The 24,644-nt window shown below is 65.5% G+C and carries 19 protein-coding genes and 1 tRNA gene; 11 read left to right on the top strand and 9 right to left on the bottom strand.

Annotation, left to right across the window (positions count from 1 at the left end):
- Positions 1-47: 47 nt before the first annotated feature.
- Complete coding sequence (locus CFB39_RS11900) at positions 48-1,268, bottom strand: cupin domain-containing protein (protein ID WP_089473138.1); 1,221 nt, start codon at positions 1,266-1,268, stop codon at positions 48-50.
- A 32-nt stretch (positions 1,269-1,300) separates the two neighbouring features.
- Here CFB39_RS11900 and CFB39_RS11895 point away from each other — a divergent pair, with 32 nt between their 5' ends.
- On the top strand, positions 1,301-1,843 hold the full coding sequence (locus tag CFB39_RS11895) for a peptidylprolyl isomerase (protein ID WP_059554208.1): 543 nt from the start codon (positions 1,301-1,303) through the stop codon (positions 1,841-1,843).
- On the opposite strand, the gene CFB39_RS11890 is transcribed toward CFB39_RS11895, so the two are convergent.
- Both CFB39_RS11890 and mutS read right to left on the bottom strand, forming a co-directional pair.
- Positions 1,823-3,094: a hypothetical protein gene (locus CFB39_RS11890; protein WP_179257669.1), complete on the bottom strand. Its 1,272-nt coding sequence runs from the start codon at positions 3,092-3,094 to the stop codon at positions 1,823-1,825. The genes CFB39_RS11895 and CFB39_RS11890 overlap by 21 nt on opposite strands.
- Positions 3,075-5,732, bottom strand: coding sequence for a DNA mismatch repair protein MutS (gene mutS, locus CFB39_RS11885; protein ID WP_089473137.1), 2,658 nt, complete (start codon positions 5,730-5,732; stop codon positions 3,075-3,077). Before mutS ends, CFB39_RS11890 begins: the two co-directional genes overlap by 20 nt.
- 483 nt (positions 5,733-6,215) lie before the next feature.
- Between mutS and CFB39_RS11880 the strand changes: the two genes are divergently transcribed.
- Positions 6,216-7,745: a CYTH and CHAD domain-containing protein gene (locus CFB39_RS11880; protein ID WP_089473136.1), complete on the top strand. Its 1,530-nt coding sequence runs from the start codon at positions 6,216-6,218 to the stop codon at positions 7,743-7,745.
- A gap of 331 nt (positions 7,746-8,076) precedes the next feature.
- Here the strand turns inward: CFB39_RS11880 and CFB39_RS11875 are convergent, their stop codons facing one another.
- Both CFB39_RS11875 and CFB39_RS11870 read right to left on the bottom strand, forming a co-directional pair.
- Complete coding sequence (locus CFB39_RS11875) at positions 8,077-9,699, bottom strand: NAD(P)/FAD-dependent oxidoreductase (protein WP_089473135.1); 1,623 nt, start codon at positions 9,697-9,699, stop codon at positions 8,077-8,079.
- 313 nt (positions 9,700-10,012) lie between these two features.
- Positions 10,013-10,816, bottom strand: coding sequence for an inositol monophosphatase family protein (locus tag CFB39_RS11870; protein ID WP_089473134.1), 804 nt, complete (start codon positions 10,814-10,816; stop codon positions 10,013-10,015).
- 280 nt (positions 10,817-11,096) lie between these two features.
- Here CFB39_RS11870 and CFB39_RS11865 point away from each other — a divergent pair, with 280 nt between their 5' ends.
- Together CFB39_RS11865 and cysE are read left to right on the top strand one after the other, a co-directional pair.
- The gene (locus CFB39_RS11865; RefSeq protein ID WP_089431252.1) at positions 11,097-11,921 is read left to right on the top strand and encodes an RNA methyltransferase; all 825 of its coding nucleotides are present in this window, start codon (positions 11,097-11,099) and stop codon (positions 11,919-11,921) included.
- 269 nt (positions 11,922-12,190) lie between these two features.
- The gene (cysE, locus tag CFB39_RS11860) at positions 12,191-12,994 is read left to right on the top strand and encodes a serine O-acetyltransferase (RefSeq protein WP_089473133.1); all 804 of its coding nucleotides are present in this window, start codon (positions 12,191-12,193) and stop codon (positions 12,992-12,994) included.
- 48 nt (positions 12,995-13,042) lie between these two features.
- Here cysE and CFB39_RS11855 read toward each other — a convergent pair whose 3' ends face one another.
- The 4 genes from CFB39_RS11855 to CFB39_RS11840 form a co-directional block, all read right to left on the bottom strand.
- Positions 13,043-13,843, bottom strand: coding sequence for a UDP-2,3-diacylglucosamine diphosphatase (locus CFB39_RS11855; RefSeq protein WP_089473132.1), 801 nt, complete (start codon positions 13,841-13,843; stop codon positions 13,043-13,045).
- Positions 13,844-13,866: 23 nt separating this feature from the next.
- Entirely contained in the window at positions 13,867-14,358 is a 492-nt protein-coding gene (locus CFB39_RS11850) for a peptidylprolyl isomerase (protein ID WP_006478428.1), read from the bottom strand.
- 88 nt (positions 14,359-14,446) lie between these two features.
- Positions 14,447-15,028: a peptidylprolyl isomerase gene (locus tag CFB39_RS11845; RefSeq protein WP_011352517.1), complete on the bottom strand. Its 582-nt coding sequence runs from the start codon at positions 15,026-15,028 to the stop codon at positions 14,447-14,449.
- Positions 15,029-15,067: 39 nt separating this feature from the next.
- Positions 15,068-15,790 (bottom strand): tetratricopeptide repeat protein, encoded by a 723-nt coding sequence (locus tag CFB39_RS11840; RefSeq protein ID WP_174975570.1) that lies wholly within the window; start codon positions 15,788-15,790, stop codon positions 15,068-15,070.
- 234 nt (positions 15,791-16,024) lie between these two features.
- Here CFB39_RS11840 and cysS point away from each other — a divergent pair, with 234 nt between their 5' ends.
- The 7 genes from cysS to CFB39_RS11805 all read left to right on the top strand — a co-directional run bounded on the left by cysS (position 16,025) and on the right by CFB39_RS11805 (position 24,189).
- Positions 16,025-17,422 (top strand): cysteine--tRNA ligase, encoded by a 1,398-nt coding sequence (cysS, locus tag CFB39_RS11835; RefSeq protein ID WP_069248324.1) that lies wholly within the window; start codon positions 16,025-16,027, stop codon positions 17,420-17,422.
- Between the two features lie 43 nt (positions 17,423-17,465).
- Positions 17,466-18,293, top strand: a complete 828-nt coding sequence (locus CFB39_RS11830; RefSeq protein ID WP_089425730.1) for a DNA-3-methyladenine glycosylase — start codon at positions 17,466-17,468, stop codon at positions 18,291-18,293.
- 103 nt (positions 18,294-18,396) lie between these two features.
- On the top strand, positions 18,397-19,368 hold the full coding sequence (locus CFB39_RS11825) for an acetyl-CoA carboxylase carboxyltransferase subunit alpha (protein ID WP_039364696.1): 972 nt from the start codon (positions 18,397-18,399) through the stop codon (positions 19,366-19,368).
- A gap of 46 nt (positions 19,369-19,414) precedes the next feature.
- A complete protein-coding gene (tilS, locus tag CFB39_RS11820; RefSeq protein ID WP_089473131.1) occupies positions 19,415-20,836 on the top strand; it encodes a tRNA lysidine(34) synthetase TilS in 1,422 nt (473 codons plus the stop codon).
- Between the two features lie 343 nt (positions 20,837-21,179).
- Positions 21,180-22,433, top strand: a complete 1,254-nt coding sequence (locus tag CFB39_RS11815) for an aspartate kinase (protein ID WP_039364692.1) — start codon at positions 21,180-21,182, stop codon at positions 22,431-22,433.
- A 110-nt stretch (positions 22,434-22,543) separates the two neighbouring features.
- Positions 22,544-22,637, top strand: a tRNA-Ser gene (locus CFB39_RS11810).
- Between the two features lie 163 nt (positions 22,638-22,800).
- The gene (locus CFB39_RS11805) at positions 22,801-24,189 is read left to right on the top strand and encodes a hypothetical protein (protein WP_089473130.1); all 1,389 of its coding nucleotides are present in this window, start codon (positions 22,801-22,803) and stop codon (positions 24,187-24,189) included.
- Positions 24,190-24,644 lie beyond the last annotated feature (455 nt).

Genomic DNA, 24,644 nt, shown 5'->3' with positions numbered 1-24,644 from the left:
TTTCCCATACAGAATTTGATCCGTACGGGCATACGGGGCGACTCACACTAAATCCGGTTTCCGACCCGTATCCAGCCCGCACGATACCACTCGTGCAACAAGGCTGTCATCGAGGGAACCCGGGATAGTGTTACAAACCGTTTCGCCTCCATCTGGCGTTGATTGGCCAGTTCGGGCAGCCATTCGCCGGCCTGCTCGAGCGGTCCTTCTTCACCATTAATGAAGTACGAGCGCGCGTTATACATCAATGCGGCCCTTCTGTCGAGACACACGCCACGGCGTGACGCTTGCGTGACGAACGCGGCCTCGGACAGCGGGCGCGCGGGCGGGTCGAAAACGACGTTCGGCTTGGGCTCGCTCAGGTAGCAGCCGAGGAATTCGGCGACGTCCCGCTTGCGCCAGCGGATCGCGTCCACGATCTCGGCCACGCGCTCGACCATCGCCGGAGGCAGCTGGGCGGGCGTGTCGACGGCCGGCTGCTTCGGATCGCGGTAAAGATCATCGCCGCAACCGTCGCGCAGGCCGCCACGCTCCGCGAGATAGTACAGGAACTGGGCGCCCAGCTCGCCGGCGGACGGGGCACGGAAGCCGATCGAGCAGGTCATGCATTCGCCTTCGGCGACGCCATCGTGCGCGATGTGCGGCGGCAGGTAGAGCATGTCGCCGGGTTCCAGCACCCATTCGTCGCTCGGCTCGAAATTTTCGAGGATCTTCAGCGGCACGTCCGGTTGCAGCGACAGGTCTTTCTGCGCGCCGACGCGCCAGCGGCGCCGGCCTTCGACTTGCAGCAGGAATACGTCATACGAATCGAAGTGCGGACCGACGCCGCCGCCGTCCGTCGCATAGGAGATCATCAGGTCGTCCAGACGCGCATCGGGGATGAAGCGGAAGCGGTCGAGCAGTGCGCGCGCGGCATCGACGTGCAGGTCGAGCCCCTGCACGAGCAGGGTCCAGGCCTTGCGCGTGACGGCCGGCAGCGAGCCGGGCTCGAACGGGCCCTGCTCCAGTTGCCACTTGTTACGAAAATGGGTGATCAGTCGCGATTCCGCGTCATAGTCCGCTGCGAGCTCGAACAACGCGTCGCGCGAGACCGGCGATGCGACGCCGGGGATGGCCTGGCGGATCAGGAGCGGCTTCTTCTGCCAGTAGCCGCGCATGAATTGCGCCGGCGTAAGACCGCCGAGCAGCGGTGTGGGAAGATCGGAAGGCGGCGCGCCGAACGGGGCGGCAGCGGCATCCCGCGGTTCGGCTTGAGACCGGTTGCGCATCGTATAATGAGATTTGTATTTGGGAGAATTGGATGAAAATCGCAAAAAACACCGTCGTGTCGGTCACTTACAAGCTGTCCGATGCACAGGGCAATCTGATCGAGGAAAGCGACGAGCCGATGGTCTATCTGCACGGCGGCTATGATGGCACGTTCCCCAAGATCGAGGAACAGCTCGACGGCCATGAGCCGGGCTACGAGGCGCAGGTTCAGCTCGAGCCGCAGGACGCGTTCGGCGACTACGATCCCGAACTCGTGAAGATCGAGCCGCGCGATCGTTTTCCCGAGCCGCTCGAAGTGGGCATGCAGTTCGAAGGCACGCCGGAAGACGGCGACGAGGAAGTCGATTCGCTGATCTACACGGTCACCGACGTCGCCGAAGACAAGGTTGTGCTCGACGGCAATCACCCGCTGGCCGGCATGGCGCTGCGTTTCGCGCTCACCGTGAAGGACGTTCGCGAAGCCACCGAAGACGAAATCGAGCATGAGCACGCACATGGCGCGGAAGGGCTCGAGATCGTCGACGAGGACGACGACGAAGACGGCGAAGCGCCGTCAGGGCGTACCCTGCACTGAGCTCGCAGGCAAGCCGGGTGCCGGCCCCGACGCAGGGGCGGGCGCCGGCCACGACGCGCCGCCCGGTGCGGCGCCGTCACCCTGCAATGGCGGCGCGACCGACGACGAGTCGGGCAGCGCCGGCAACGCAGGGATTTCCGGCATCTGCGGCAGCGGCACGTCGTCACGCGGCACGAGCGGCAGCGCGGGTGGCACGGGCAGGTTCTTCGGCACCTCCTGCAGGCTCACGTTGAAGATCGTCTGCCGTGCCGGCGACACGCTCACCTTGACCCACTGATTCGTCGGATGGCGCGGTCCGATCGCGACGCGCGTCACATTACCCACCAGTTCACCGTCGTCTGCCCGCAGCGGGCGGTCGATCAGAAAACCGTTCGCAAGCGGCTCACCGCTCGCGTGCATCACGAGTATCGGGCCGCGGAACGTCGCCGCCGCCTTCACCAGCGTTCGTTTCAGCTCACGGAAGCCGTCGCGCACACGCGGCCGGTTGAAACGCAGCCAAGCGAAACGTTCCGCGCGTTCATAGCGTTCGAACTGCGGATCGCCTTCGAACATCACCACCATCGCGCGTGCCTCACGCCGCTTCGCGTATTCGGCCGCGTGGTCGATCCAGAAACCGTTCGCGATGATGCGGTCCTCGAATTCGCCGTTGCGGCCGCCGGCCGTCAGGTAATGGTTGTTCGGCGCCGGCGCGTTGAGCGCGACGTAGACGATGTCGTCGCGCATCCAGCGGGCGTTCTCCCGATACGGTCGGAACCGTGCGACTTCGCTTTCCCGCGTGATCTGCAGCGCGCCGGGGTCGGGCAGTGCCGAATCGGCGAGCAGCGTCTGCCGCAGGAAGTCGAGCCGCTCGACCGGATCGTAGCCGCCGCCGGCCGCGGTGTTGCACGTTACCCAGTCGTCGTGGCCGGGAATGAACACGAGCGGCACGCGTGCCGCATCCAGGATCGCGCCCCGCTGCGAATACAGTGCATCGCGGCACGCTTCCTTCGAACCCTTGAGATCGCCCGCATACACGACGAACGCGAGGTTGCGCTCGCGCGCGATCGCATCGAGCAGCCGCTGGGCGGCCGGTTCGTCGCCAGGGGCGTTGATCACGCCCGACACGACCGCGAACGAGTAGGGCGTGGTGCTGCGCTTCGGCGGCGCGGCCAGCGCGGTGGCCTGCGCGAGCGCGAGCGCCGCCGCGACGAGCATGGCGGCCGTGCGAGCCGGCAGGCCGCACAGGATGCGCTTACGCGTGTCCGTCGACATCGTGCGACCGGACCAGCGTGCGCAGTTCGTACAGCAGGTCGAGCGCCTCGCGCGGCTTGAGATCGTCAGGATCGATATCGCGCAGTTTTTCGAGCGCCGGATGCGGTGTGTCGGGCAGCGCCGGCGCGTCCGCGCATTCGAGATCGTCGGCGGGCGCCGGCGGCGCGCTGAACAGGTCGAGCTGCGGCGTGTGCTGCGACGCCGACTGCTGTTCGAGATACGCGAGGTGCTTGCGCGCGGCGCGGATCACGGGCGCCGGAACGCCTGCGAGCTGCGCGACCTGCAAGCCGTAGCTCTGGTTGGCCGGGCCTTCGTTGACCGCGTGCAGGAACACGATGCCGTTGCCGTGCTCGACGGCCGACAGGTGGACGTTGGCCGCTTGCGGGAATTCGGCCGGCAGTTGCGTCAGCTCGAAGTAGTGCGTCGCGAACAGCGTGTAGCACGCGTTGTGCGCCAGCAGGTGGCGCGCGATGGCCCACGCGAGCGCGAGGCCGTCGAACGTCGACGTGCCGCGGCCGATCTCGTCCATCAGCACGAGGCTTTGCGGCGTCGCGTCGTTGAGAATCGCTGCGGCTTCGGTCATCTCGACCATGAACGTCGAGCGGCCGCCCGCGAGATCGTCCGCCGCGCCGATCCGTGTGAAGATCCGGTCGATCGGGCCGAAGCATGCCGACTTGGCCGGCACGTAGCTGCCCACGTAGGCCATCAGCGCGATCAATGCGGTCTGCCGCATGAACGTCGACTTACCGCCCATGTTCGGGCCGGTGATCAGCAGCAGCTTGCGCTCGGTGCCGAAGCGGCAGTCGTTCGCGATGAACTGTTCGACCTGCGCTTCGACGACCGGGTGGCGGCCCTGTTCGATTTCGATGCCAATTTCGTCGGTGAAGGTCGGTGCGACCCAGTCGAGCGCGCGGGCGCGTTCGGCGAATGCGGCGAGCAGGTCGAGCTCGGCGAGCGCCGATGCGACGCGCTGGCACTCCGGGATGAACGGCAGCAGCGCCTGCAGCACCGCGTCGTACAGCGCGCGCTCGCGCGCCAGTGCGCGTTCCTGCGCGGACAACGCCTTGTCCTCGAAGGTCTTCAGCTCGGGCGTGATGTAGCGCTCGGCGTTCTTCAGCGTCTGGCGCCGACGGTAGTCGTCGGGCACCTTGTCGGTCTGGCCGCGCGTGACCTCGATGTAGAAGCCGTGCACCTTGTTGTATTCGACGCGCAGGTTCGCGATGCCGGTGCGCGTGCGCTCGCGCGCTTCGAGATCGATCAGGAACTGCCCGCAGTTCTCCGAGATGTCGCGCAGCTCGTCGAGCTCGGCGTCGTAGCCGCGCGCGATGACGCCGCCGTCGCGCACCATCGCGGCCGGCTCGGGCGCAATCGCGCTCGTCAGCAGGTCGAGACATTCGGCAGGCGGTGCGAGTGCTGCGTCGACGCGGGTGAGTGCGTCCGCGTTCGCGACGATCGCGCTGATGCGCTCGCGCAGTGCCGGCAGCGCGGCGAACGTGTCGCGCAGGCTCGACAGGTCGCGCGGGCGCGCGGACAGCAGCGCGAGACGCCCGGTGATCCGTTCGACGTCGGCGATCTGGCGCAGCGCGCTGCGCAGCGCATCGAGGCTTGCGTTTGCCGGTGCATCGAGCAATGCACCGATTGCCTGCTGGCGCGACTGCGCGGCGACCGACGCGCGCGGCGGGTGATGCAGCCAGTGCCGCAGCAGGCGGCTGCCCATCGTCGTGCAGCACGTGTCGAGCAGCGAATACAGCGTCGGCGACTCGGTGCCGCGCAACGTCTCGGTCAGTTCGAGGTTGCGGCGCGTGGCCGGATCGAGACCGATGTACTCCGTTTCGTTCTCGACCTTCAGGCTGCGCACGTGTCGCAGTTGCTGGCCCTGCGTGGCGGCCGCATAGAGCAGCAGCGCGCCGGCTGCGCCGCACGCGCTCGTGAGCGAATGCGCACCGAAACCGTCGAGGCTCGCGACATCGAGCTGGTCGCACAGGCGCTGCGTGCCCGACGCGATGTCGAAGTGCCATGCCGGTACGCGCTTGCTTGCGCCCGCGCTGGCCGGCACGGCATCGGTCGCGCCGTCCGGCGTCAGGATCTCGGCCGGCCGGATGCGTTCGAGCGCGGCCGCGAGCTGGTCGGGTTCGATTTCGGCGAGCCGCAGTGCGCCGCTGGCGAGGTTCAGCCATGCAAGGCCGACGTTCACCGCGACGCCGCGCTTGTTGTGGCCCGTGCACATCGCGAGCAGGTAGACGTCGTTCTTGTCGGACAGCAGCGCGGCATCGGTCAGCGTGCCGGGCGTGACGACGCGCACGACCTTGCGCTCGACGGGGCCCTTCGACGTGGCGGGATCGCCGATCTGCTCGCAGATCGCGACCGATTCGCCCATCTTCACGAGCTTCGCAAGATACTGCTCGACCGCGTGATGCGGTACGCCGGCCATCTTGATCGGCGTGCCGGCGGTGGCACCGCGTTGCGTGAGGGTCAGGTCGAGCAGGCGTGCGGCTTTCTCCGCGTCTTCGAAGAACAGCTCGTAGAAGTCGCCCATCCGGTAGAAGACAAGCGTGTCGGGATGGTCGGCCTTGATGCGCAGGTACTGCTGCATCATTGGAGTGTGGCCGGCGAAGGCGTCGGGCGACAGCGTGGTCATAAGTCAGGCGTGAAGTTGTTGCTTTGGTTGCCCGAGTTTACCAGTGGCTTCACGTGCGAGCGCGAAGTTGGCCGTTTGGCCGGTTACGGGTGATGGCGTGGGGAGGCGAAGCGTCTCCCAACCCTCGCTGCAACAGACGCCGAATATGGAATCACAAATCGGAGACGGACCATCAGTACACACCTTCGCGCCGCTCGCAGCAGGGCAAAGGTATCGAGGGCATCGTAAATGTCACACCGCCTGCTTGATCCCGGCCCGATGGATATACGAGCCTTGCGTCTGGGCCGAAACCAAAGACGACAAACCACCGAGCGTCCGATGCGGTGGAGCGGGATTTACCGCCCCTGGAGGACTAAAAGAAAGTGGCTGTCGACAATCGCCTATGCTCAACACGTACGGTGCCAAGACGTGGTTCCACGCTCGAAGTTCGGACTGAAACTTGCTAGACCCAGAGCACGGGTGACATCCCGAACGGAGGCAGCCATGGAACAGGAGTTGAAGTTACGAATCCCCCCCGAGCACCTTGGCAAGCTTCGTCGCGCGCCTCTGCTTGTGCATGGTCGCACTGAGGCTAATCCATCGAAACTCCTGACCAGCACCTATTTCGACACGCCGGATCTGGCTCTACACGGGTACGGCGCGTCGCTGCGTGTGCGGGCCGACGGCCGGCGGCGGATCCAGACATTGAAGCTCGGGGGCGCTATTGATGCGGGGGTTTTCGACAGGAGTGAGTTCGAAATGCCAATCAATGGCGACGCGCCTGACCTCACGCTGCTGCATGAGGCGATACCCGCCGACACGGATTGCGGAAAGCTGATTCGTGATCAGGCTGTTGCCGCGTGCCTCGCTCCCGTTTTCGTCACGCGCATGAATCGAACCGCGATCCCGATACATCTTGCGTCGGAAGACGAAATCGAAGTAGCCGTAGATGAGGGAACCATCGAGGCGAAAACGGGCTCCGTGTCCCTTGCAGCAGTCGAACTCGAACTCAAGCAGGGCAACCGGCAAGCCCTCCATGCGACGGCGCTCGAACTCCTGAAGGCTGCACCGTTGCGAATCGACCATCGCAGCAAGGCCGATGTCGGTTACGAATTGCTTGTCGCGGAGCATGTGGAAGCCGTAAGAGCAAAGCCCGTCCGCCTCGGCAAGAGTGCTTCAATTGAAGATGCGTTCTGCACGATCCTGCGTAACTGCCTTGATCAGGTTCACGCCAACGCGCGCGGGGTCGTTTCCGGTCACGATCCGTCATGCGTGCATCAGATGCGGGTGGGACTCCGGCGTTTGCGTTCGGCGTTGGACTTGTTCGCCAAGGTGCTTCCCGCATACTCCGGACTCGACGACGAACTGCGCTGGATTGCGGCAGAACTCGGTGCGGCGCGCGATTGGGGAGTCCTGGCCGGGGCCACGCTCGATCATGCCGGAGCTGATAGCAATGAAGAAGAGCTGGGGCCGATTCGGCGGGCTTGCACGCAGATGGCAGTGGCCAACCGCAAACGAGCGGCGACCGCGGTCGAGTCGGTTCGCTACACGCGGCTGATACTGGAGTTCACGCTATGGCTGGAAGTCAAAAGATGGCGCGACGCGATGACCGACGAACAGCGCGCGGCGATCGAAGGTTCCGCGAGGAAGTTCGCCGTTGAAGTGCTGCACAGTCGGCACCGGAAGCTGATCAAGCGTGGCAAGAAGCTTGCCGATCTGGACAACCACCATCGGCACCGCGCCCGTATCGCGGCGAAGAAGGTTCGCTACGCGACGGAGTTTTTTCAGTCATTGGTTTCCAAAAGGGCCGTGCGTCACTACGTCGATGCACTGACGGACCTTCAGGACGATCTTGGGTGGCGCAACGATGCGGTTGTAGCGGATAAACTCCTGCGCATCGTGTCGCGGAAGTCGACCGAAGCCGATCGTGGCGCGGCTTTCGTCAGAGGCTATCTGGCTTCACGCGTTGCCGCCGATCATCGAAGGCTAAGTAAGGTGTGGAAGCGTTTTGAAGGCATATCGCCACCGCACTAAATCGGATCGGGATTGGGTTGGCGATCGGATGCAAACATGTCCCACACGCCAGATAAGCCGCAGGTACTGCTGCATCATTGGAGTATGACCGGCGAAGGCGTTGGGCGACAGCGTGGTCATAAGTCAGGCGTGAAGTTGTTGCTTTGGTTGCCCGAGCTGACCAGTGGCTTCGGCATGCACGCGCGACGTTTGCCATTCGGCCAGATTGCCGGAGATTGTGCGACCGGCGGCGGTCGTTCTCACGCCGCCGTCCGACCGCGCTCCTGGCCGGCCATGCGAAAGTCGGCGCCGCTCAGGTCGAGAACCTTCGCGTGCCGACTCGTTTCGTACCTCAGGCCGCTTGCCCCGACGTCATGCTGAGCGCCACCGCCTGCGCGACTTCGATCCCGTCGATGGCCGCCGAATAGATGCCACCCGCATACCCCGCACCTTCACCCGCCGGATACAGCCCCTCGACGTTCATGCTCTGGTAATCGTCCTTGCGTCGAATCCGGATCGGCGACGAAGTGCGCGTCTCGACACCGGTGAGCACCGCATCGTGCATCGCGAAGCCGGCGATCTTCTTGTCGATCTCGGGGAGCGCTTCGCGGATCGCTTCGATCACGTAATCCGGCAGCGCGGTGCTGAGATCGGTCGGGTTCACGCCCGGCTTGTACGACGGCTCCACGGAGCCGAGCGACGTCGACGGCCGGCCTGCGATGAAATCGCCGACCAACTGGCCCGGCGCACGGTAATCGCCGCCGCCGAGTTCGAACGCGCGCTCTTCCCATTTGCGCTGGAACGCGATGCCCGCCAGCGGGCCGCCGGGATAGTCGTCCGGCGTGATGCCGACGACGATGCCCGCATTCGCGTTGCGCTCGGCCCGCGAATACTGGCTCATGCCGTTGGTGACCACGCGGCCCGGCTCGGAGGTCGCCGCGACCACCGTGCCGCCCGGGCACATGCAGAAGCTGTAGACGGCGCGGCCATTGCTGCAGTGGTGGACCACCTTGTAGTCCGCCGCGCCGAGCTGCTTGTGGCCCGCGAACTTGCCGAAGCGGCTGCGATCGATCAGCCCCTGCGGATGTTCGATACGGAAGCCGAGCGAGAACGGCTTGGCTTCGATATAGACGCCGCGATCGTGCAGCATCTGGAAGGTGTCGCGCGCGCTGTGGCCCACGGCCAGCACCACGTGGTCGCACTGCAGCGTTTCGCCGTTCGAGAGCTTCAGCGAGCGTACCTTGCCCTGATCGATCTCGATATCGTCGACCCGCGTTTCGAAACGCACTTCACCACCCAGTTCGTGGATGGACGCGCGCATCTTTTCCACCATGCTGACGAGGCGGAACGTGCCGATGTGCGGCCGGCTCAGATACAGGATGTCGTCTGGCGCACCGGCCTTGACGAATTCGTCCAGCACCTTGCGGCCATAGTGGTTCGGGTCCTTGATCTGGCTGTACAGCTTGCCGTCGGAAAACGTCCCGGCACCGCCTTCGCCGAACTGCACGTTGGATTCGGGGTTGAGCACGCTCTTGCGCCACAGGCCGAAGGTGTCCTTGGTGCGCTCGCGCACGGCCTTGCCGCGTTCGAGGATGATGGGGCGGAAACCCATCTGCGCGAGGATCAGCCCCGCGAACAGGCCGCACGGCCCCATGCCGATCACGACCGGGCGCAGGAAATTGCCGTGCTCGGGCGCCTTCGTGACGAAGTGGTACGCCATGTCGGGCGTCACGCCGCAATGCGGCTTGCCGGCGAGGCGCTTGATCGCGGCTGCCTCATCCGTGACTTCGACATCGACGATATACGTGAGCTTGATGTCGGCGCGCTTGCGCGCATCGTGCGCACGGCGGAACACGGTGTAACGGAGGAGCCCGTCCGCGGCCACGCCAAGCTCCGCGAGGCGCGCGCGAATCGCGGTCTCGAGCGCGCTTTCGGGGTGGTCGAGGGGGAGTTTAATTTCGCTTAGCCGTAACATGGGGACTCGGATGCGATTGCCACGGCGTCGTGGCGGTGTTGATACGGTCGGGGGCCGGCTGGCCGGCGGTGTTGTCCGCCGTGCGGGCATGCCGGACGCAAACCCATCATTGTCATTGCGGGAAGGGCCGTGCAAGCGGCAGTACGCTGACCGGCCCGTACAACTCAGGCAACTTCAGGATAGGCGCACGAAGCGACCCTTGTGCGGGAAGATTGTCTCGCCTCCCGGCAACCGGGAGGCGAACGGTGCGCCGTCATGACGATGCCCGCGAGCGGCGTGCGCGCAAGCCGCGCCATGCAGGCGCGGCCGGGGCTTACTCCGCTGCCGGATGCACGCGGGTGTAACCCTTCAGGATCGGGATCATCTGCGCGTAGATCTTCGGGTTCGCGGCGACGATTTCATGGCGATGCAGGAAGTCGGCGTCGCCCGTGTAGTTGCCGACGAGGCCGCCGGCCTCGGTGATCAGCAGGCTGCCCGCTGCCATGTCCCACACGTTGATGCCTTGCTCGAAGAACGCGTCGAGGCGGCCGGCCGCGACGTTCGCGAGATCGAGTGCGGCCGCGCCCGGACGGCGCAGGCCCGTGCAGGCCTGCGTCATTTCGGTGAAGAGGCGCGCGTAGGCATCGACGCCGTCCTTTTCGCGGAACGGGAAGCCCGTGCCGACCAGTGCGTCCGACAGGCGGTCGCGGCGGCCGACGCGGATGCGGCGGTCGTTCAGGTACGCGCCGCGGCCGCGGGTGGCCGTGAACAGGTCGTTCTTGTTCGGGTCGTAGACGACAGCCTGCGTGACGACGCCCTTGTGCTCGAGCGCGATCGATACGCAGTAGTACGGGAAGCCGTGGATGAAGTTGGTCGTGCCGTCGAGCGGATCGATGATCCACTTGAATTCGGATTCGTTCTCCGATTCGCCCGATTCTTCCGCGAGGATCGCGTGGTCGGGGTAGGCGGTCTTCAGCGTCTCGATGATCGCGTCTTCGGCGGCCTTGTCCACTTCGGTGACGAAGTCGTTCTGCTGCTTCTTGCGGATCTCGATCAGGTCGAGATCGAGGGACGCGCGATTGATGATCTGTCCGGCGCGGCGCGCAGCCTTGACAGCAATGTTGAGCATGGGATGCATGAGCCTGGATCCTGTAGCTGGCGGCACGGGCCGCCACGAAGTGGAACAACCGCCCGGCACGGCGCAAGCGTGGCAGGCGAGATGAGACGCGAATTGACAAAGAACGGGGTACGACCCGCGCCGCACGGAGTGCGACGCGTAAAGGCATGATTTTACCCGATTTTTGTCGGTTTCAGGCGACCGGCGTACGGGGAAACCCCCACTATCCGTCCGGACGAGTGGGTTTGCCGCGGCGATGGCGATACCATACTGCCATTCTGATGAACCGAGTCGTATCGTAGTGGAAACCCCGCAGATCACCGCCGCGCCGTCCGAGCCGGGCGCGGCCTCGTCCCAGCCGCCGTCCGGCGGGTTCACGTCCACCCGTTTCGTGCTCGTCGAGCCGAGCCATCCCGGCAATGTCGGGGCGGCCGCCCGCGCGCTGAAGACGATGGGCTTCTCGCGTCTCGTGCTGGTCGCGCCCCGCGTGCCGCACGTGCAGAGCGATCCCGAGGCGATCGCGATGGCCAGCGGCGCGGACGACGTCCTCGCGTCCGCCCATGTCGTGCCGACGCTCGGCGACGCGCTGTCCGGTGTTCACTGGTCGATCGCGCTGACCGCGCGCACGCGCGAATACGGGCCGCCGCGCCTGGCGCCGCGTGCCGCCGCCACGCAGGCGTGCGCGCAGGTCGGCACGGGCGACATCGCGCTCGTGTTCGGCAACGAGCGCACGGGCCTCGCGAACGAGCATGTCGAGCAGTGCAGTGCGCTGGCGCACATCCCGGCGAACCCGGCCTACAGTTCGCTGAATCTCGCACAGGCCGTGCAGGTGCTTGCGTACGAGCTGCGTGTCGCGTTGCTCGAGCAGGCGAGCGAGCCGTCGGCGCAACCGTCGGCCGAAGCCGGCACGCTTGCGCAGAGCGACGAGATCGAGCGGATGTACGTGCACCTCGAGAACGCGCTGATCGCGCTCGATTTCCTCGATCCGCGCAACCCGAAGAAGCTGATGCCGCGGCTGCGGCGCCTGTTCGCGCGCACGGGCCTCGAGCGCGAGGAGGTCAACATCCTGCGCGGCGTCGCGAAGCACATCCTGCTGAAATCGGGCAAGCCCGACGGCGACGCGTAAGCGGTCGGCGCACGGGGTGGCGGATGCGTCGGCGCCTGGGGCAACCACCCCGTCGGCAGGTGCCGGGTCGGCCGCCGAACGCGCCGAGGCCGATCACTTCACTTGGTCGATCACCCCGCCAACCCGGTAACAGCAGGCGTTCCGCCCGAATACCCGTGCCGGCGGCGGGGTGAACTGGCGAGCGCGTGCGGCCGTTCGTGACTCGCCCTACAATCGCCGAACGTCATAAGTAAATTACCGGGCGCGATAACGGCCGGTCATTGCCGGCGATGCGCGCCGGCCTTTCCCCAGACCACATCATGTTCACGAGACTGCGCGAAGACGTTGCAACGATTCGCGAGCGGGATCCCGCCGCTCGCAGTGCATGGGAAGTGCTGACCTGTTATCCGGGGTTGCATGCGCTCGTGCTGCATCGCTTCGCGCACGCATGCTGGCGCGCGAAGCGCTACTGGCTCGCGCGTTTCGCGTCGCAGGCCGGCCGGTTCCTGACGGGGATCGAGATTCACCCCGGCGCGACGATCGGCCGGCGCGTGTTCATCGATCACGGGATGGGCGTCGTGATCGGCGAGACGGCGATCGTCGGCGACGACTGCACGATCTATCAGGGCGTGACGCTGGGCGGCACGTCGCTTACGCGCGGCGCCAAGCGTCACCCGACGCTCGAGGCCGGCGTGATCGTCGGCGCGGGCGCGAAGGTGCTCGGCGGCTTCACGGTCGGTGCGGGCGCGAAGATCGGTTCGAACGCGGTCGTCGTGAAGCCGGTGCCGGCAGGCGGCACGGCGGTCGGCAATCCGGCGCGCGTCGTGATGCCGGCGCAGCCGAAGCCGCAGCCCGAGCGCGCGGCGTTCTGCGCATACGGGATCACGCCGAATGCCGATGATCCGATGTCGCTCGCGATTCACGGGCTGATCGATCACGCGGCGAAGGAAAGCCGCCGCGTCGACGAGATCGTCGCGGCGCTCGAACGGCTCGGCACGCATCTGGAAACACTGCAGGGCGCCGACGCGGCGCGCCTCGATCTGCGCCGGCTGTCGGCCGTGCTGGAAGGCAAGTCGGTCGAACGCCAGGCGTAATTCAATGGATGCACGCCGCTGCCGGTTGTTGCGACGGCAGCGGCGGTGTCAGTCGAGCGGCATCGCGTGGATGCCTTCTGCGTCGACGCGCAGGTAGCCGCCGCGCGGCTTGCCGTGGTCGAGATCCCAGTCGGGCAACACCCAGCGGATGCCACCCGGTTCCATGTGCCGGGCAGGGCGGTGCGTATGGCCGTGAATGATCACGCTCGCGCGGCTTTTCCGGAACAGCGCGGCCACGCCTTCACGCGTGACATCGTAGATCGCCGAAGCAGGGCGCATCCGGCCCGCTTCGCTGTTCGCGCGCATGCGCTGCGCGAGCGCACGGCGCCAACGGAACGGCCATGCGAGAAACAGCCATTGCGCAGCGCGGTTGCGGGCGAAGCGACGGAATACCTGGTAACCGCGGTCGGCCGTGCATTGCGCGTCGCCATGTGCGAGCACGATGCGCTGGCCGAACGCCATGATCAGCGAAGGATCGGGCAGCAGCATCGCGCCGGCTGCCTTCATGAAGCGCCGGCCGAGCAGGAAATCGCGGTTGCCGTGCATCACGTAGAGCGCAATGCCGCGCTCCGAGAACGTGTGCATCAGCGCGGCCATGCGGGCCGCGAACGGATCGTCGTCGAGGATGTCGTCGCCGATCCAGTATTCGAACAGGTCGCCGAGGATGAACACCGAGTCGGCGCTGTCGGCGGTGTATTTCACGAAATGCTCGAACGCGGCGACCGTCTTCGGGATCGCTTCGCTCAGGTGCAGATCGGAGAGAAACAGGAACGGGCGTGCGGCTTGCGCGTATTCGCGCTCGCCCGGCACGCCCGCGGAGACGCTTCGCGGCGGACTCTCCTGCAACATCGAAGTGCCTCCGTAACTGCGCGTCAGACCACGACGGCCTTCTCGATCACGACGTCGTCAGTCGGCACGTCCTGGTGGAAACCAGCGTTGCCCGTCTTGACGCCCTTGATCTTGTCGACCACGTCCTGGCCTTCGACGACCTTGCCGAACACCGCGTAGCCCCAGCCTTGCGGCGTCGGCGACGAGTGGTTCAGGAAGTCGTTGTCGTTCACGTTGATGAAGAACTGGGCGGTCGCCGAGTGCGGATCGTTCGTGCGTGCCATCGCGACCGTGTAGTTGTCGTTCTTCAGGCCGTTGTTCGCCTCGTTGTCGATCGGCGCATCGGTCGGCTTCTGCTTCAGGCCCGGCTCGAAGCCGCCGCCCTGGATCATGAAGCCGTTGATCACGCGATGGAACACGGTGCCGTCGTAGTGGCCCTTCTTCACGTAGTTCAGGAAGTTCTCGACCGTCTTCGGTGCCTTCGCGGCGTCGAGCTCGAGCTTGATCACGCCGTGGTTCGTATGCAGTTCAACCATGATGAATTCCTTCGGTGAGGCGGTTTAAATGGCACGCGGCCGGTCGTGCGACGCGGCCGCGTGAGGCGCCGGACGTGCCGGCAGGTTCTTACTTCGAGACGATGCTGGCCGATTCGATCACGATCGGTTGCGCGGGCACGTCCTGCATCGGGCCGCGCGAGGTCGTCGCGACGCCTTCGATCTTCTTCACGACGTCGAGACCCGACACGACCTTGCCGAACACCGCATAGCCGTTGCCGTCCGGGTTCGGGTAGTCGAGGCCGCTGTTGTCGACGGTGTTGATGAAGAACTGCGCGGTGGCCGAATTCGGATCGCTCGTGCGTGCCATCGCGATCGTGCCCGTCAGGTTCTTCAGACCATTGCGGCTCTCCAGCGGGATCGGCGCGCGGGTCGGCTTCTCCTCGAAGTTGGTCTTGTAGCCGCCGCCCTGGATCATGAAGCCCTTGATCACGCGATGGAAGATCGTGCCGTTGTACTGGCCGGCCTTCACGTAATCGAGGAAGTTGGCGACGGACTTCGGCGCCTTCTCCGGGTAGAGCTCGACGCGGATGTCGCCCTGCGAGGTCTTCAGCTGCACGACGGGGTGCGCGGTAGCCGATTGCGCGAACGCAGGTGCGGTCGCGGTCGCGAGAAGGGCGGCGCCGCCAAGCGCCAGCAACAGACGTTTCATTGCGATCCTCAGGTTGGGAGGGAAAGAAGGCCGCGCCGCTTATTGCGACGGCGCGACGTACGGCGCCGCCAGTGCGCCCGACGGACCGCTGAACTGGAACGTCGGCGACATCGGCAGCGTGGTGGTGCTCACGTTCGCGGCTGCGCGGTCGGAGTAGTCGCGCGTGGCCGGTGTGGCAGCGCGGGCATTCGGCGCGGCCTTCGGCGGCGACACGATCTTCTGGAGATCGGCGAGGCGCTGCGCGGTCGCGCCGCTCGTGCGGCCGAGCGACTGCGCGCGCTTGTACGACTCGGCCGCGAGGCGCAGGTAGAGATCGCCGAGGTTCTCGTAGGCGAGCGAGTAGCCGGGGTTCGATTGCGTCGCCGTGACGAGCGCGGTGCGCGCCTCGTCGTAGCGGCCATGCTTCGCGTAAAGCGCCGCAAGGTTGTTGTACGGCTCGGGCAGTTCGGGGTACGCCTGCGTGATCGCGACGAACTGCTGGATCGCGTCGTCATCGCGGTTCAGGCGCGCGAGCACGGTGCCGCGCTTGAACTGCGCCTGCACGTCGCGCGGGTTCGATGCGATGCGCGCGTCGAGCTGCGCGAGCGCCTGCTTCCACTGCTTGCCGGCGATCGACGCGTCGATTTCGGGCGTGCCGTCGGCGGTGGCCGGGGCCTTCTGCGCATGCGCCGCGGGAGCCGCGAAAAGCGTCAGCGCGACGCCCATGACGGTGGTCGCAACGAGGGTCGCAGCGCTCTGCGCGCGGCCGCGATGAGGTTTCATAGGCGTAAATCGGAATGTTATACTCCGAGCCATTCTAACAAAACGTCTGCGCGTTCCGGCGAGCGTCAGACAGTCTTTCTTTGCCTCTCGTGGCCGTCACCGCTGTGCTTGCAGCCTGACCGCCCCATGTGATATCGAGGACGCTCGGCCTGGTGCCGCAGCAGATGGTCCGTCCGTTTCGCATGCTGGGCGAGCTTCGCCAGGGCGGTTTCCTTCGGCTCACGGTTCATCTCTATGGAATCACTGCGCATCTACAACACGCTCGCGCGTGACAAGCAAGTCTTCGTGCCGCGCCAGGCTGGCGAAGTGCGGATGTACGTATGCGGAATCACCGTATACGACTATTGTCACGTGGGCCACGCGCGCATGCTGGTCGTGTTCGACCTCGTCCAGCGCTGGTTGCGTGCGATCGGCTACCGGGTCACGTATGTGCGCAACATTACCGACATCGACGACAAGATCATCCGCCGCGCGGTCGAGAACGGCGAGACGATCAAGTCGCTGACCGACCGGTTCATCGGCGCGATGCACGACGATGAAAGCGCGCTCGGCATCCAGCGGCCCGACATCGAGCCGCGCGCGACCGAGTTCATCCCGCAGATGCTCGGCATGATCGAGACGCTCGAGACGAACGGCTACGCGTATCAGGCGACCGACGGCGACGTCAATTACTCGGTGCGCAAGTTCGCGAACTACGGGAAGCTGTCGGGCAAGTCGCTCGACGACCTGCGCGCGGGCGAGCGCGTCGCCGCGAACGACGCGAAGGAGGATCCGCTCGATTTCGTGCTGTGGAAACGCGCGAAGCCGGAAGATCCGGAAGGCACGTCGTGGGCGTCGAAGTACGGGATGGGGCGCCCGGGCTGGCACATCGAGTGCTCGGCGATGGGCTGCACGCTGCTCGGCGAGCATTTCGACATCCACGGCGGCGGGCAGGATCTGCAATTCCCGCACCACGAGAACGAGATCGCGCAGAGCGAAGGCGCAACCGGCCAGACGTTCGTCAATTACTGGATGCACAACGGCTTCGTGCAGGTCGACAACGAGAAGATGTCGAAATCGCTCGGCAACTTCTTCACGATCCGCGAAGTGCTCGAACGCTACGATGCGGAAGTCATGCGCTTCTTCATCGTGCGCACGCACTACCGTTCGCCGCTCAATTACAGCGACGTGCATCTCGACGATGCGCGCGCGTCGCTCACGCGTCTCTATACCGCGCTGAAAGATGTTGAAGCCGACACGCTCGCGCTCGACTGGAACGAGCCGCACGCGCAGCGTTTCGCTGCCGCGATGAACGACGACTTCAACACGCCGGTCGCGGTGGCTACGCTGTTCGAACTGGCGGGCGAGGTGAATCGCACGGGCGACGCATCGCTCGCGCGGCAACTGAAACAGCTGGCGGGCCTGCTCGGCCTGCTGGGCCGCGAACCGCGCGCGTTCCTGCAGCAGGCGTCCGGCGCCGCGCAGGCGGGCGGACTCGCCGCCGACGAGATCGAAGCGAAGATCGCCGCGCGTGTCGCGGCGAAGCAAGCGAAGGACTATGCCGAAGCGGACCGGATCCGGGCGGAACTGCTCGAGACCGGTATCGCACTTGAAGACAAACCGGGCGGATCGACCGAATGGCGTCGCGTATGAGCGCGGTGCGTTCCACTGACCGATCCGTCAGGTAGGAGGCAAGATGGCAACGGCCAGAAAAGCGCCGGTCAGGCGCGCGACCCCGGTCGCCGCGCGTCCGGCAGCCAAGCGCGTGCCGCCGGCGAAGACGGACGCGACGCGCGCCGTGCCGAACGGCGCGCTCAACGGTCATGCGCAACCGGCGGCGGTGCCGCCGGCCGCCGACGCGGCCCGCAAGGCCCGTGCGTCCGAAGCGGACGGCGAGGAGGTGGTCGTGCGTCCTGCTTACTGGGACAAGGCATGCGCCGACCTCGTCAAGCGCGACCGGATCCTGAAGAAACTGATTCCGAAGTTCGGTCCCGCGCATCTCGTGAAGCGCGGCGACCCGTTCGTCACGCTCGCGCGCTCGGTCGTCGGCCAGCAGATTTCGGTGCCGTCGGCGCAGTCGCTGTGGGCGCGCATCGGGGATGCCTGTCCGAAACTCGCGCCGCAGCCGGTGATCCGGCTCGGCGCGGACAAGCTGATCGCGTGCGGGCTGTCGAAGCGCAAGACGGAATACATCCTCGATCTCGCGCAGCATTTCGTGTCGGGCGCGCTGCACGTCGACAAATGGACGTCGATGGACGACGAGGACGTGATCGCGGAACTCACGCAGATCCGCGGCATCAGCCGCTGGACGGCCGAGATGTTCCTGATCTTCAACCTGTCGCGGCCGGACGTCCTGCCGCTCGACGACCCGGGCCTGATCCGCGCGATCAGCGTCAATTACTTCAGCGGGGAACCCGTCACGCGCAGCGAGGCGCGCGAAGTTGCCGCCAACTGGGAGCCGTGGCGTACCGTCGCGACCTGGTACATGTGGCGCAGCCTCGATGCGCCGGACGCCGACGCCTGAGCGGCGGCTATCGGGTTTTAAACATCAATAGTTGAGAGCCGGTTTTGAGCGTCGCCCGCGCGGGTAGAATACGCGCTGCCGCAAGACCCAAGGATTCGAACACATGAAGACCACGTTTCTGGATTTCGAACAGCCGATCGCCGAACTCGAGGCCAAGATCGAAGAGCTGCGATTCGTGCAGGACGACTCGGCTGTCGACATTTCGGAAGAAATCGAGCGGTTGTCGAAGAAAAGCCAGCAACTGACGAAAGACCTCTACGCGAACCTGTCGCCGTGGCAGGTCTCGCAGATCGCGCGGCATCCGCAGCGTCCGTACACGCTCGATTACGTTGCGGAACTGTTTACCGATTTTCACGAGCTGCACGGCGACCGCGCATTCGCGGACGACGTGTCGATCGTCGGCGGCCTCGCGCGCTTCGGCGGCCATCCGTGCATGGTGATCGGTCACCAGAAGGGCCGTGACACGAAGGAGCGCGCCGCGCGCAACTTCGGGATGCCGCGTCCGGAAGGCTATCGCAAGGCCGAGCGCCTGATGCGTCTCGCCGAGAAGTTCGGTCTGCCGATCTTCACGTTCGTCGACACGCCGGGCGCGTACCCGGGCATCGGCGCGGAAGAGCGCGGCCAGTCGGAGGCGATCGGTCGCAACCTTTACGTGATGGCCGAGCTGAAGACGCCGATCATCACGACGGTGATCGGCGAGGGCGGTTCGGGCGGCGCGCTCGCGATCGCGGTGGCCGACACCGTGATGATGCTGCAATTCTCGACCTACTCGGTGATCTCGCCGGAAGGCTGCGCGTCGATCCTGTGGAAGAGCGCCGCGAAGGCGCCGGAAGCAGCGGAAGCGCTGGGCCTGACCGCGCACCGCCTGAAGGCGCTCGGCCTGATCGACAAGATCATCAACGAGCCGCTCGGCGGCGCGCATCGCGATCCGAAGGGCATGGCTGCGTTGCTGCGCCGTGCGCTGGCCGATTCGCTGCGCCAGTTCCAGGGGATGAGCATCGATGCGCTGCGCGAGCGCCGCTTCGAGCGCCTGATGGCCTACGGCAAGTTCAAGGAAACCACGCCGGGCGCATGACCGGCTGCGTCCTCCAATCGCGCGCCGCTGCGCGCGCGTTCCTCTCGTGATTCCGCCCACCGAATTCTCCGCCGACCGCGTCGTTCTCGACGCGGTCGGCGTTGCGCTTTCCGGCATGCCGCCCGATGCACGCATCGCGATCGCGTACAGCGGCGGCCTCGACTCGACGGTGTTGCTCGATGCGGCCGTGCGCGTCGCGGGCGCGTCGCGCTGCGTCGCGCTGCACGTGCATCACGGGCTGAGTGCGAATGCCGACGCGTGGGTTGCGCACGCCGAGGCGAGCGCCGCAGGGCTCGGTGTCGCGTTCGAATCGATGCGCGTCGACGTGCCGCGCGACAGCGGCCTCGGTGTCGAGGCAACGGCGCGCGAGCGGCGCTATGCGGCGCTCGACGAGATGTGCGAGCGCCACGGCGCGGCCGCGCTGTGGCTCGCACAGCATGCGGACGACCAGGCCGAGACCGTATTGCTGCAGTTGTTGCGCGGCGCGGGGATCGCGGGGCTGGCCGCCATGGCGCCGCGTTACCGCCCTGACGGCGTGAGCGTCGAGCGGGTGCGCCCACTGTTGCGATTGTTGCGTGCGCAACTCGAGCGCTATGCGACGCAGCGCGATCTGGCATGGATCGACGACGAATCGAACAACGACACGCGTTACGCGCGCAATGCGCTGCGCATCGACGTGCTGCCGGCGCTGGCCGTGCATTTCCCGGGCTTTCGCGATGCGCTCGGCCGCGCGGCCCAGCATGCGGCGGCCGCGCAGCGACTGCTCGACGATCTGGCCGAACTCGACTTCGCCGTTGCCGCGCGCGATGACGGGCAGGCACTGTCGCGCGACGCATTGGTCGCGTTCGACGACACGCGCGGCGCGAACCTGCTGCGCTTCTGGATGCGCCGGCTCGGCTTGCCGGGCGCGTCGGCAGCCCGGCTCGCCAACATGATGCGGCAGTTGCGTGCCACGCATGTCGCCCATGCGCTGCGCGTCGATCACGCGGGGCAATGCCTGCGCCTGTATCGCGATGTCGTCTACTGGGAAGCGGGCGACAGCAGCGAACCGGCCGATGACGGCACCGGGAGCCCGCATCCGGAAGCGATGCTCGCGTGGGACGGGCAGGAAGTCTGGCACCTGCCGGGGTGGCGCGGCACGTTCGTGTTCGCGCCGGCCGAGGCGGGAAGCGCCGACGCGGTGCCGGAGGCGCTGCTGCGCGGCGCGCGGCTGGCGGCGCGTGCCCGCGCGGGCGGTGAGCGGATGCGCACGTCGCCGGGCGGCCCGGGCCGTACGCTGAAGAACCTGTTCCAGGAGCGCGGCGTGCCCGCCTGGCAGCGCGACGTGCCGCTGCTGTTCGCTGGCGACTTGCTGATCTACGTGCCGCGCCTCGGCGTGAATCGCGATGCCGGCTTGTGCGGCGGCGGGGCGCCCGGTGACGGCGCGTGGCGCCGGATCGAGTGGCGCGCCGACTTGCTGATCGCATAGCGTCGGCGGGCCGCCTGGCGGCGCGATGGCACGCGCATTTTCACCATTTGGTAAACAGCGCCGGAACGGCCCCGGACGCGGCGAGCGGCTTGTCAAGCGGGCCTCTATCGGGTACGCTCGGTCGTTTGCTCGGCTCGATTTTTGAGCGATTTGTGCAGGTTTTCCGCGTGACGTACCCGGTTTGCGCGGCCTGATCGGCCTTCCGGGCAAAATCCGTCACGCTTGCGTGTTGCGTCCCAGCCGTCCCCCTCGTCGTCCGTCCACAGCCACAAGCCGCGTGACCGAACGGCTACGCGGCCTGCCCAGCGCGCCCGTGCGGTTTCTCCTCCAGTTCAGAACGACAATGGCACTCATCGTACACAAATACGGCGGCACTTCGATGGGCTCGGTCGAGCGCATCAAGAACGTCGCGAAACGCGTCGCAAAATGGCATCAGGCCGGGCACCAGATGGTGGTCGTGCCTTCGGCGATGTCCGGCGAAACCAACCGTCTGCTCGGTCTTGCGAAAGAGATTTCGAGCCAGCCGAGCCCGCGCGAGCTCGACATGATCGCGTCGACCGGCGAGCAGGTCAGCGTCGGCCTGCTGTCGATCGCGCTGCAGGAAATCGGCGTCGAGGCCGTGAGCTACGCCGGCTGGCAAGTGCCGATCAAGACCGACAGCGCGTTCACGAAGGCGCGCATTCACTCGATCGACGATGAACGCGTGAAGGCCGATCTGAATGCCGGCAAGGTCGTGATCATCACGGGCTTCCAGGGCGTCGATCCGGACGGCCACATCACGACGCTGGGCCGTGGCGGCTCGGATACGTCGGCGGTGGCGGTTGCAGCTGCGCTGGGTGCCGAAGAGTGCCTGATTTATACGGACGTCGACGGCGTCTACACGACCGATCCGCGCGTTGTCGAAGAGGCGCGCCGCCTCGATCGCGTGACGTTCGAGGAAATGCTGGAAATGGCCAGCCTCGGCTCGAAGGTCCTGCAGATCCGCTCGGTCGAATTCGCCGGCAAATACCAGGTGAAGACGCGTGTGCTGTCGAGCCTGACCGATCCGCTGATTGCGCTCGACGAAGAAATGCGCTCGGGCACCCTGATTACTTTTGAAGAAGACGAGACCATGGAAAAGGCAGTCATTTCCGGCATCGCGTTCCAGCGCGACGAAGCACGCATTGCTGTGATGGGCGTGCCCGACAAGCCGGGCATCGCGTATCAGATCCTCGGCCCGGTCGCGGATGCGAATGTCGACGTCGACATGATCATCCAGAACCAGAGCGTCCAGGGCAAGACCGACTTCACGTTCACGGTCGGCCGCGGCGACTACCAGAAGGCGATGGACATCCTCACCAACCAGGTGAAGGGCCACGTGAGCGCCGAGCACGTGCAGGGCGACCCGAAGGTGTCGAAGGTGTCGGTCGTCGGCGTCGGCATGCGTTCGCACGTGGGCGTCGCGAGCAAGATGTTCCGCACGCTGTCGGAAGAGGGCATCAACATCCAGATGATCTCGACGTCCGAAATCAAGATTTCGGTGCTGATCGACGAGAAATACATGGAGCTGGCCGTCCGCGCGCTGCACAAGGCATTCGAACTCGACCAGGCATCGTGAATTTTTCGTGATGCATTGAAGAAAATGCATCACGGAAATTGACGCGCGGTTCGAAACCCTATATTATTTCGTTCTCGTCGCACTGCCTCCCTGGTGCGAGCGAAAGTTTGGGAGACGTGGCCGAGAGGTCGAAGGCACTCCCCTGCTAAGGGAGCATCTGGGCCAAAACCTGGATCGAGGGTTCGAATCCCTCCGTCTCCGCCAAAAGCGGTGACAAAGCCCCGCAAGTTCTCGGACTTGCGGGGCTTTTTCTTTTTCGGGCCCGTCAAGCGCCGGGCACACGATGCGGCCGGTCACGCCATGAGTACTCGACTTGAGCGGTGATAGTGGGTTACATATCGCCTATCGTTTGATGCGACTTGGGGTGATGCGCTTGGCCAGCCCGCATTCTGTTCTGACTTTCCTTTCTCATCGGCCTGTCGACGGACTTGTCGACAACCACGCGCGCTATGCGCAGTTGCACGGCTACCGGCATGTGACGGTCGACGGCACGCACGTGTATGGCGAGCGCCAGCCGATCCTGCACAAGTACCACGTGATCGTCGCGCAGCTCGTCGCGATGGAGCCCGACGCGTTGCTGCTCGTGCTCGACCCGTTTTCCGTCGTGTTCGATCCGCACGCGCTGCAGGATGTCGCGCAGGGTTACGATGCAATCGTCACGACGCAGACGCCGAAGTCGGCGCTGCCCGCTGCGAGCGGCATGATCTTCCGCAACGTGCCCGGCGTGCGTGAGCAGTTGCGCAAGCTGGTGGTCGAGCTGGGCAAATGGGCGATGTACCTTCCGGAGCGGCGGCACGCGTGCGAGGCGACTCTGCTGGCAGAGCACTTTGCGCCGCTGCCGTTCGATATGCCGCTCGCGAACGGTCATTTCGCATCGGTCCAGACGATCTGGAGCGACGGGCTCGCGATCGATTCGATCGCAGGCGCCCGGCCGCTCGTGGCGCACCAGGCGCCCGAGTGGCGGCAAGTGGAGGACGTCTGGGCGCCGACTGCCGACTACGATTTCCGCTATGTGGCGGCGCTCGTCGACGATGCCGAGCGATACCAGCACGGCGATCGCCCGCACGCAATGGACGACTGGCGTGCCGCGCAGCAGAGTGAGCGCGATGCGGAGCGGCACGTGAATCCGCAGGCCCCGATTGCGTTCGTGAGCCTGCATACGTCGCATATCGCGGGATATGGCGATCTGCACGAGGAGAATTTTGCTCGCTACTGCACGCGGCATGGTTACGCGTATCACACGTATCGCGAACCTCCCGCATTTCTGCCGGACGGCATCGGTGCGAACTGGGCGAAGCTGCATCTGATTCGCGAACATCTGCCGCATCACGCGTTCGTCTTCTGGGTCGACGCGGACATTCTGGCGATCGACCAGAGTCAGGCCATCGACAGTACGATCGACGGCCGCGATTTCGTGATCGGTACCGATCACACGGCATGGGCGATCAATTCGTGCATGATCGGCGTGCGCAACGTGGCGCCGATGCGCGACCTGGTCGAGCGCATCTGCGCCCGCATCGAGAGTTTCGGCGATCGTTCGTCGGTCTATGCGAGCGGCGGCGACCAGCAGGCGATCTATGTGGAGTTGCTGCAGTCCGGCATGATCGACGCACGCCATATCGTCGATGCGATGACACTCGCGGCGTCGCCGGTCTACGCCACACGCGACAGCCGCTTCGTCCATTTTCCCGCGCAACACAATCACTATCGCGCGGTGACGATGCGCATCTGGGATCGCCTGAGCCGTCAGCGGTAGGGGCGAGCCGGTCTGCCCGTCGTACGGCCTGCGCAAGGCAAGGCCGTTTGTATTGAAAATGAAAGGTGTAGTGTAAGGATGGAGGGCCACTCGTTCACAGCCCTGCCATGCTTCAATTAGCGCCCTACGACCCTCCGAAACAACAAGCCGACGTCAAAAATGCGGCACTGCGTCGATTTTTACGATCGGCCTCATCGGGCAATACAAAAAATTACGCATAAAAATCAGTGGCATAGGATCGCGCTGAAAAACGACGCTCTGCTGCGCTGCAGAAAATAATCAATCGTCTTATGCTGGTTAACCCGATCGCATTTGAGCGGCGTCAAGTTTTCCGGTGATGCCGCTTTACATTTTGCCAACACTGGCGATTCACGAAATCTACCTGTCGATTTGATTTCGTTCCTTTCGTCTCGCCTGTCCCCGATGCAGTGCGCGACTTCATCAAGGCCTCGTTG

This window comes from Burkholderia sp. AU6039 (assembly GCF_002223365.1).
In the GTDB taxonomy this organism is placed as follows: Bacteria; Pseudomonadota; Gammaproteobacteria; order Burkholderiales; family Burkholderiaceae; genus Burkholderia.
The sequence above is the reverse complement of the archived record's forward strand: the minus strand, read 5'-3'. Positions and strand labels throughout refer to the sequence as shown.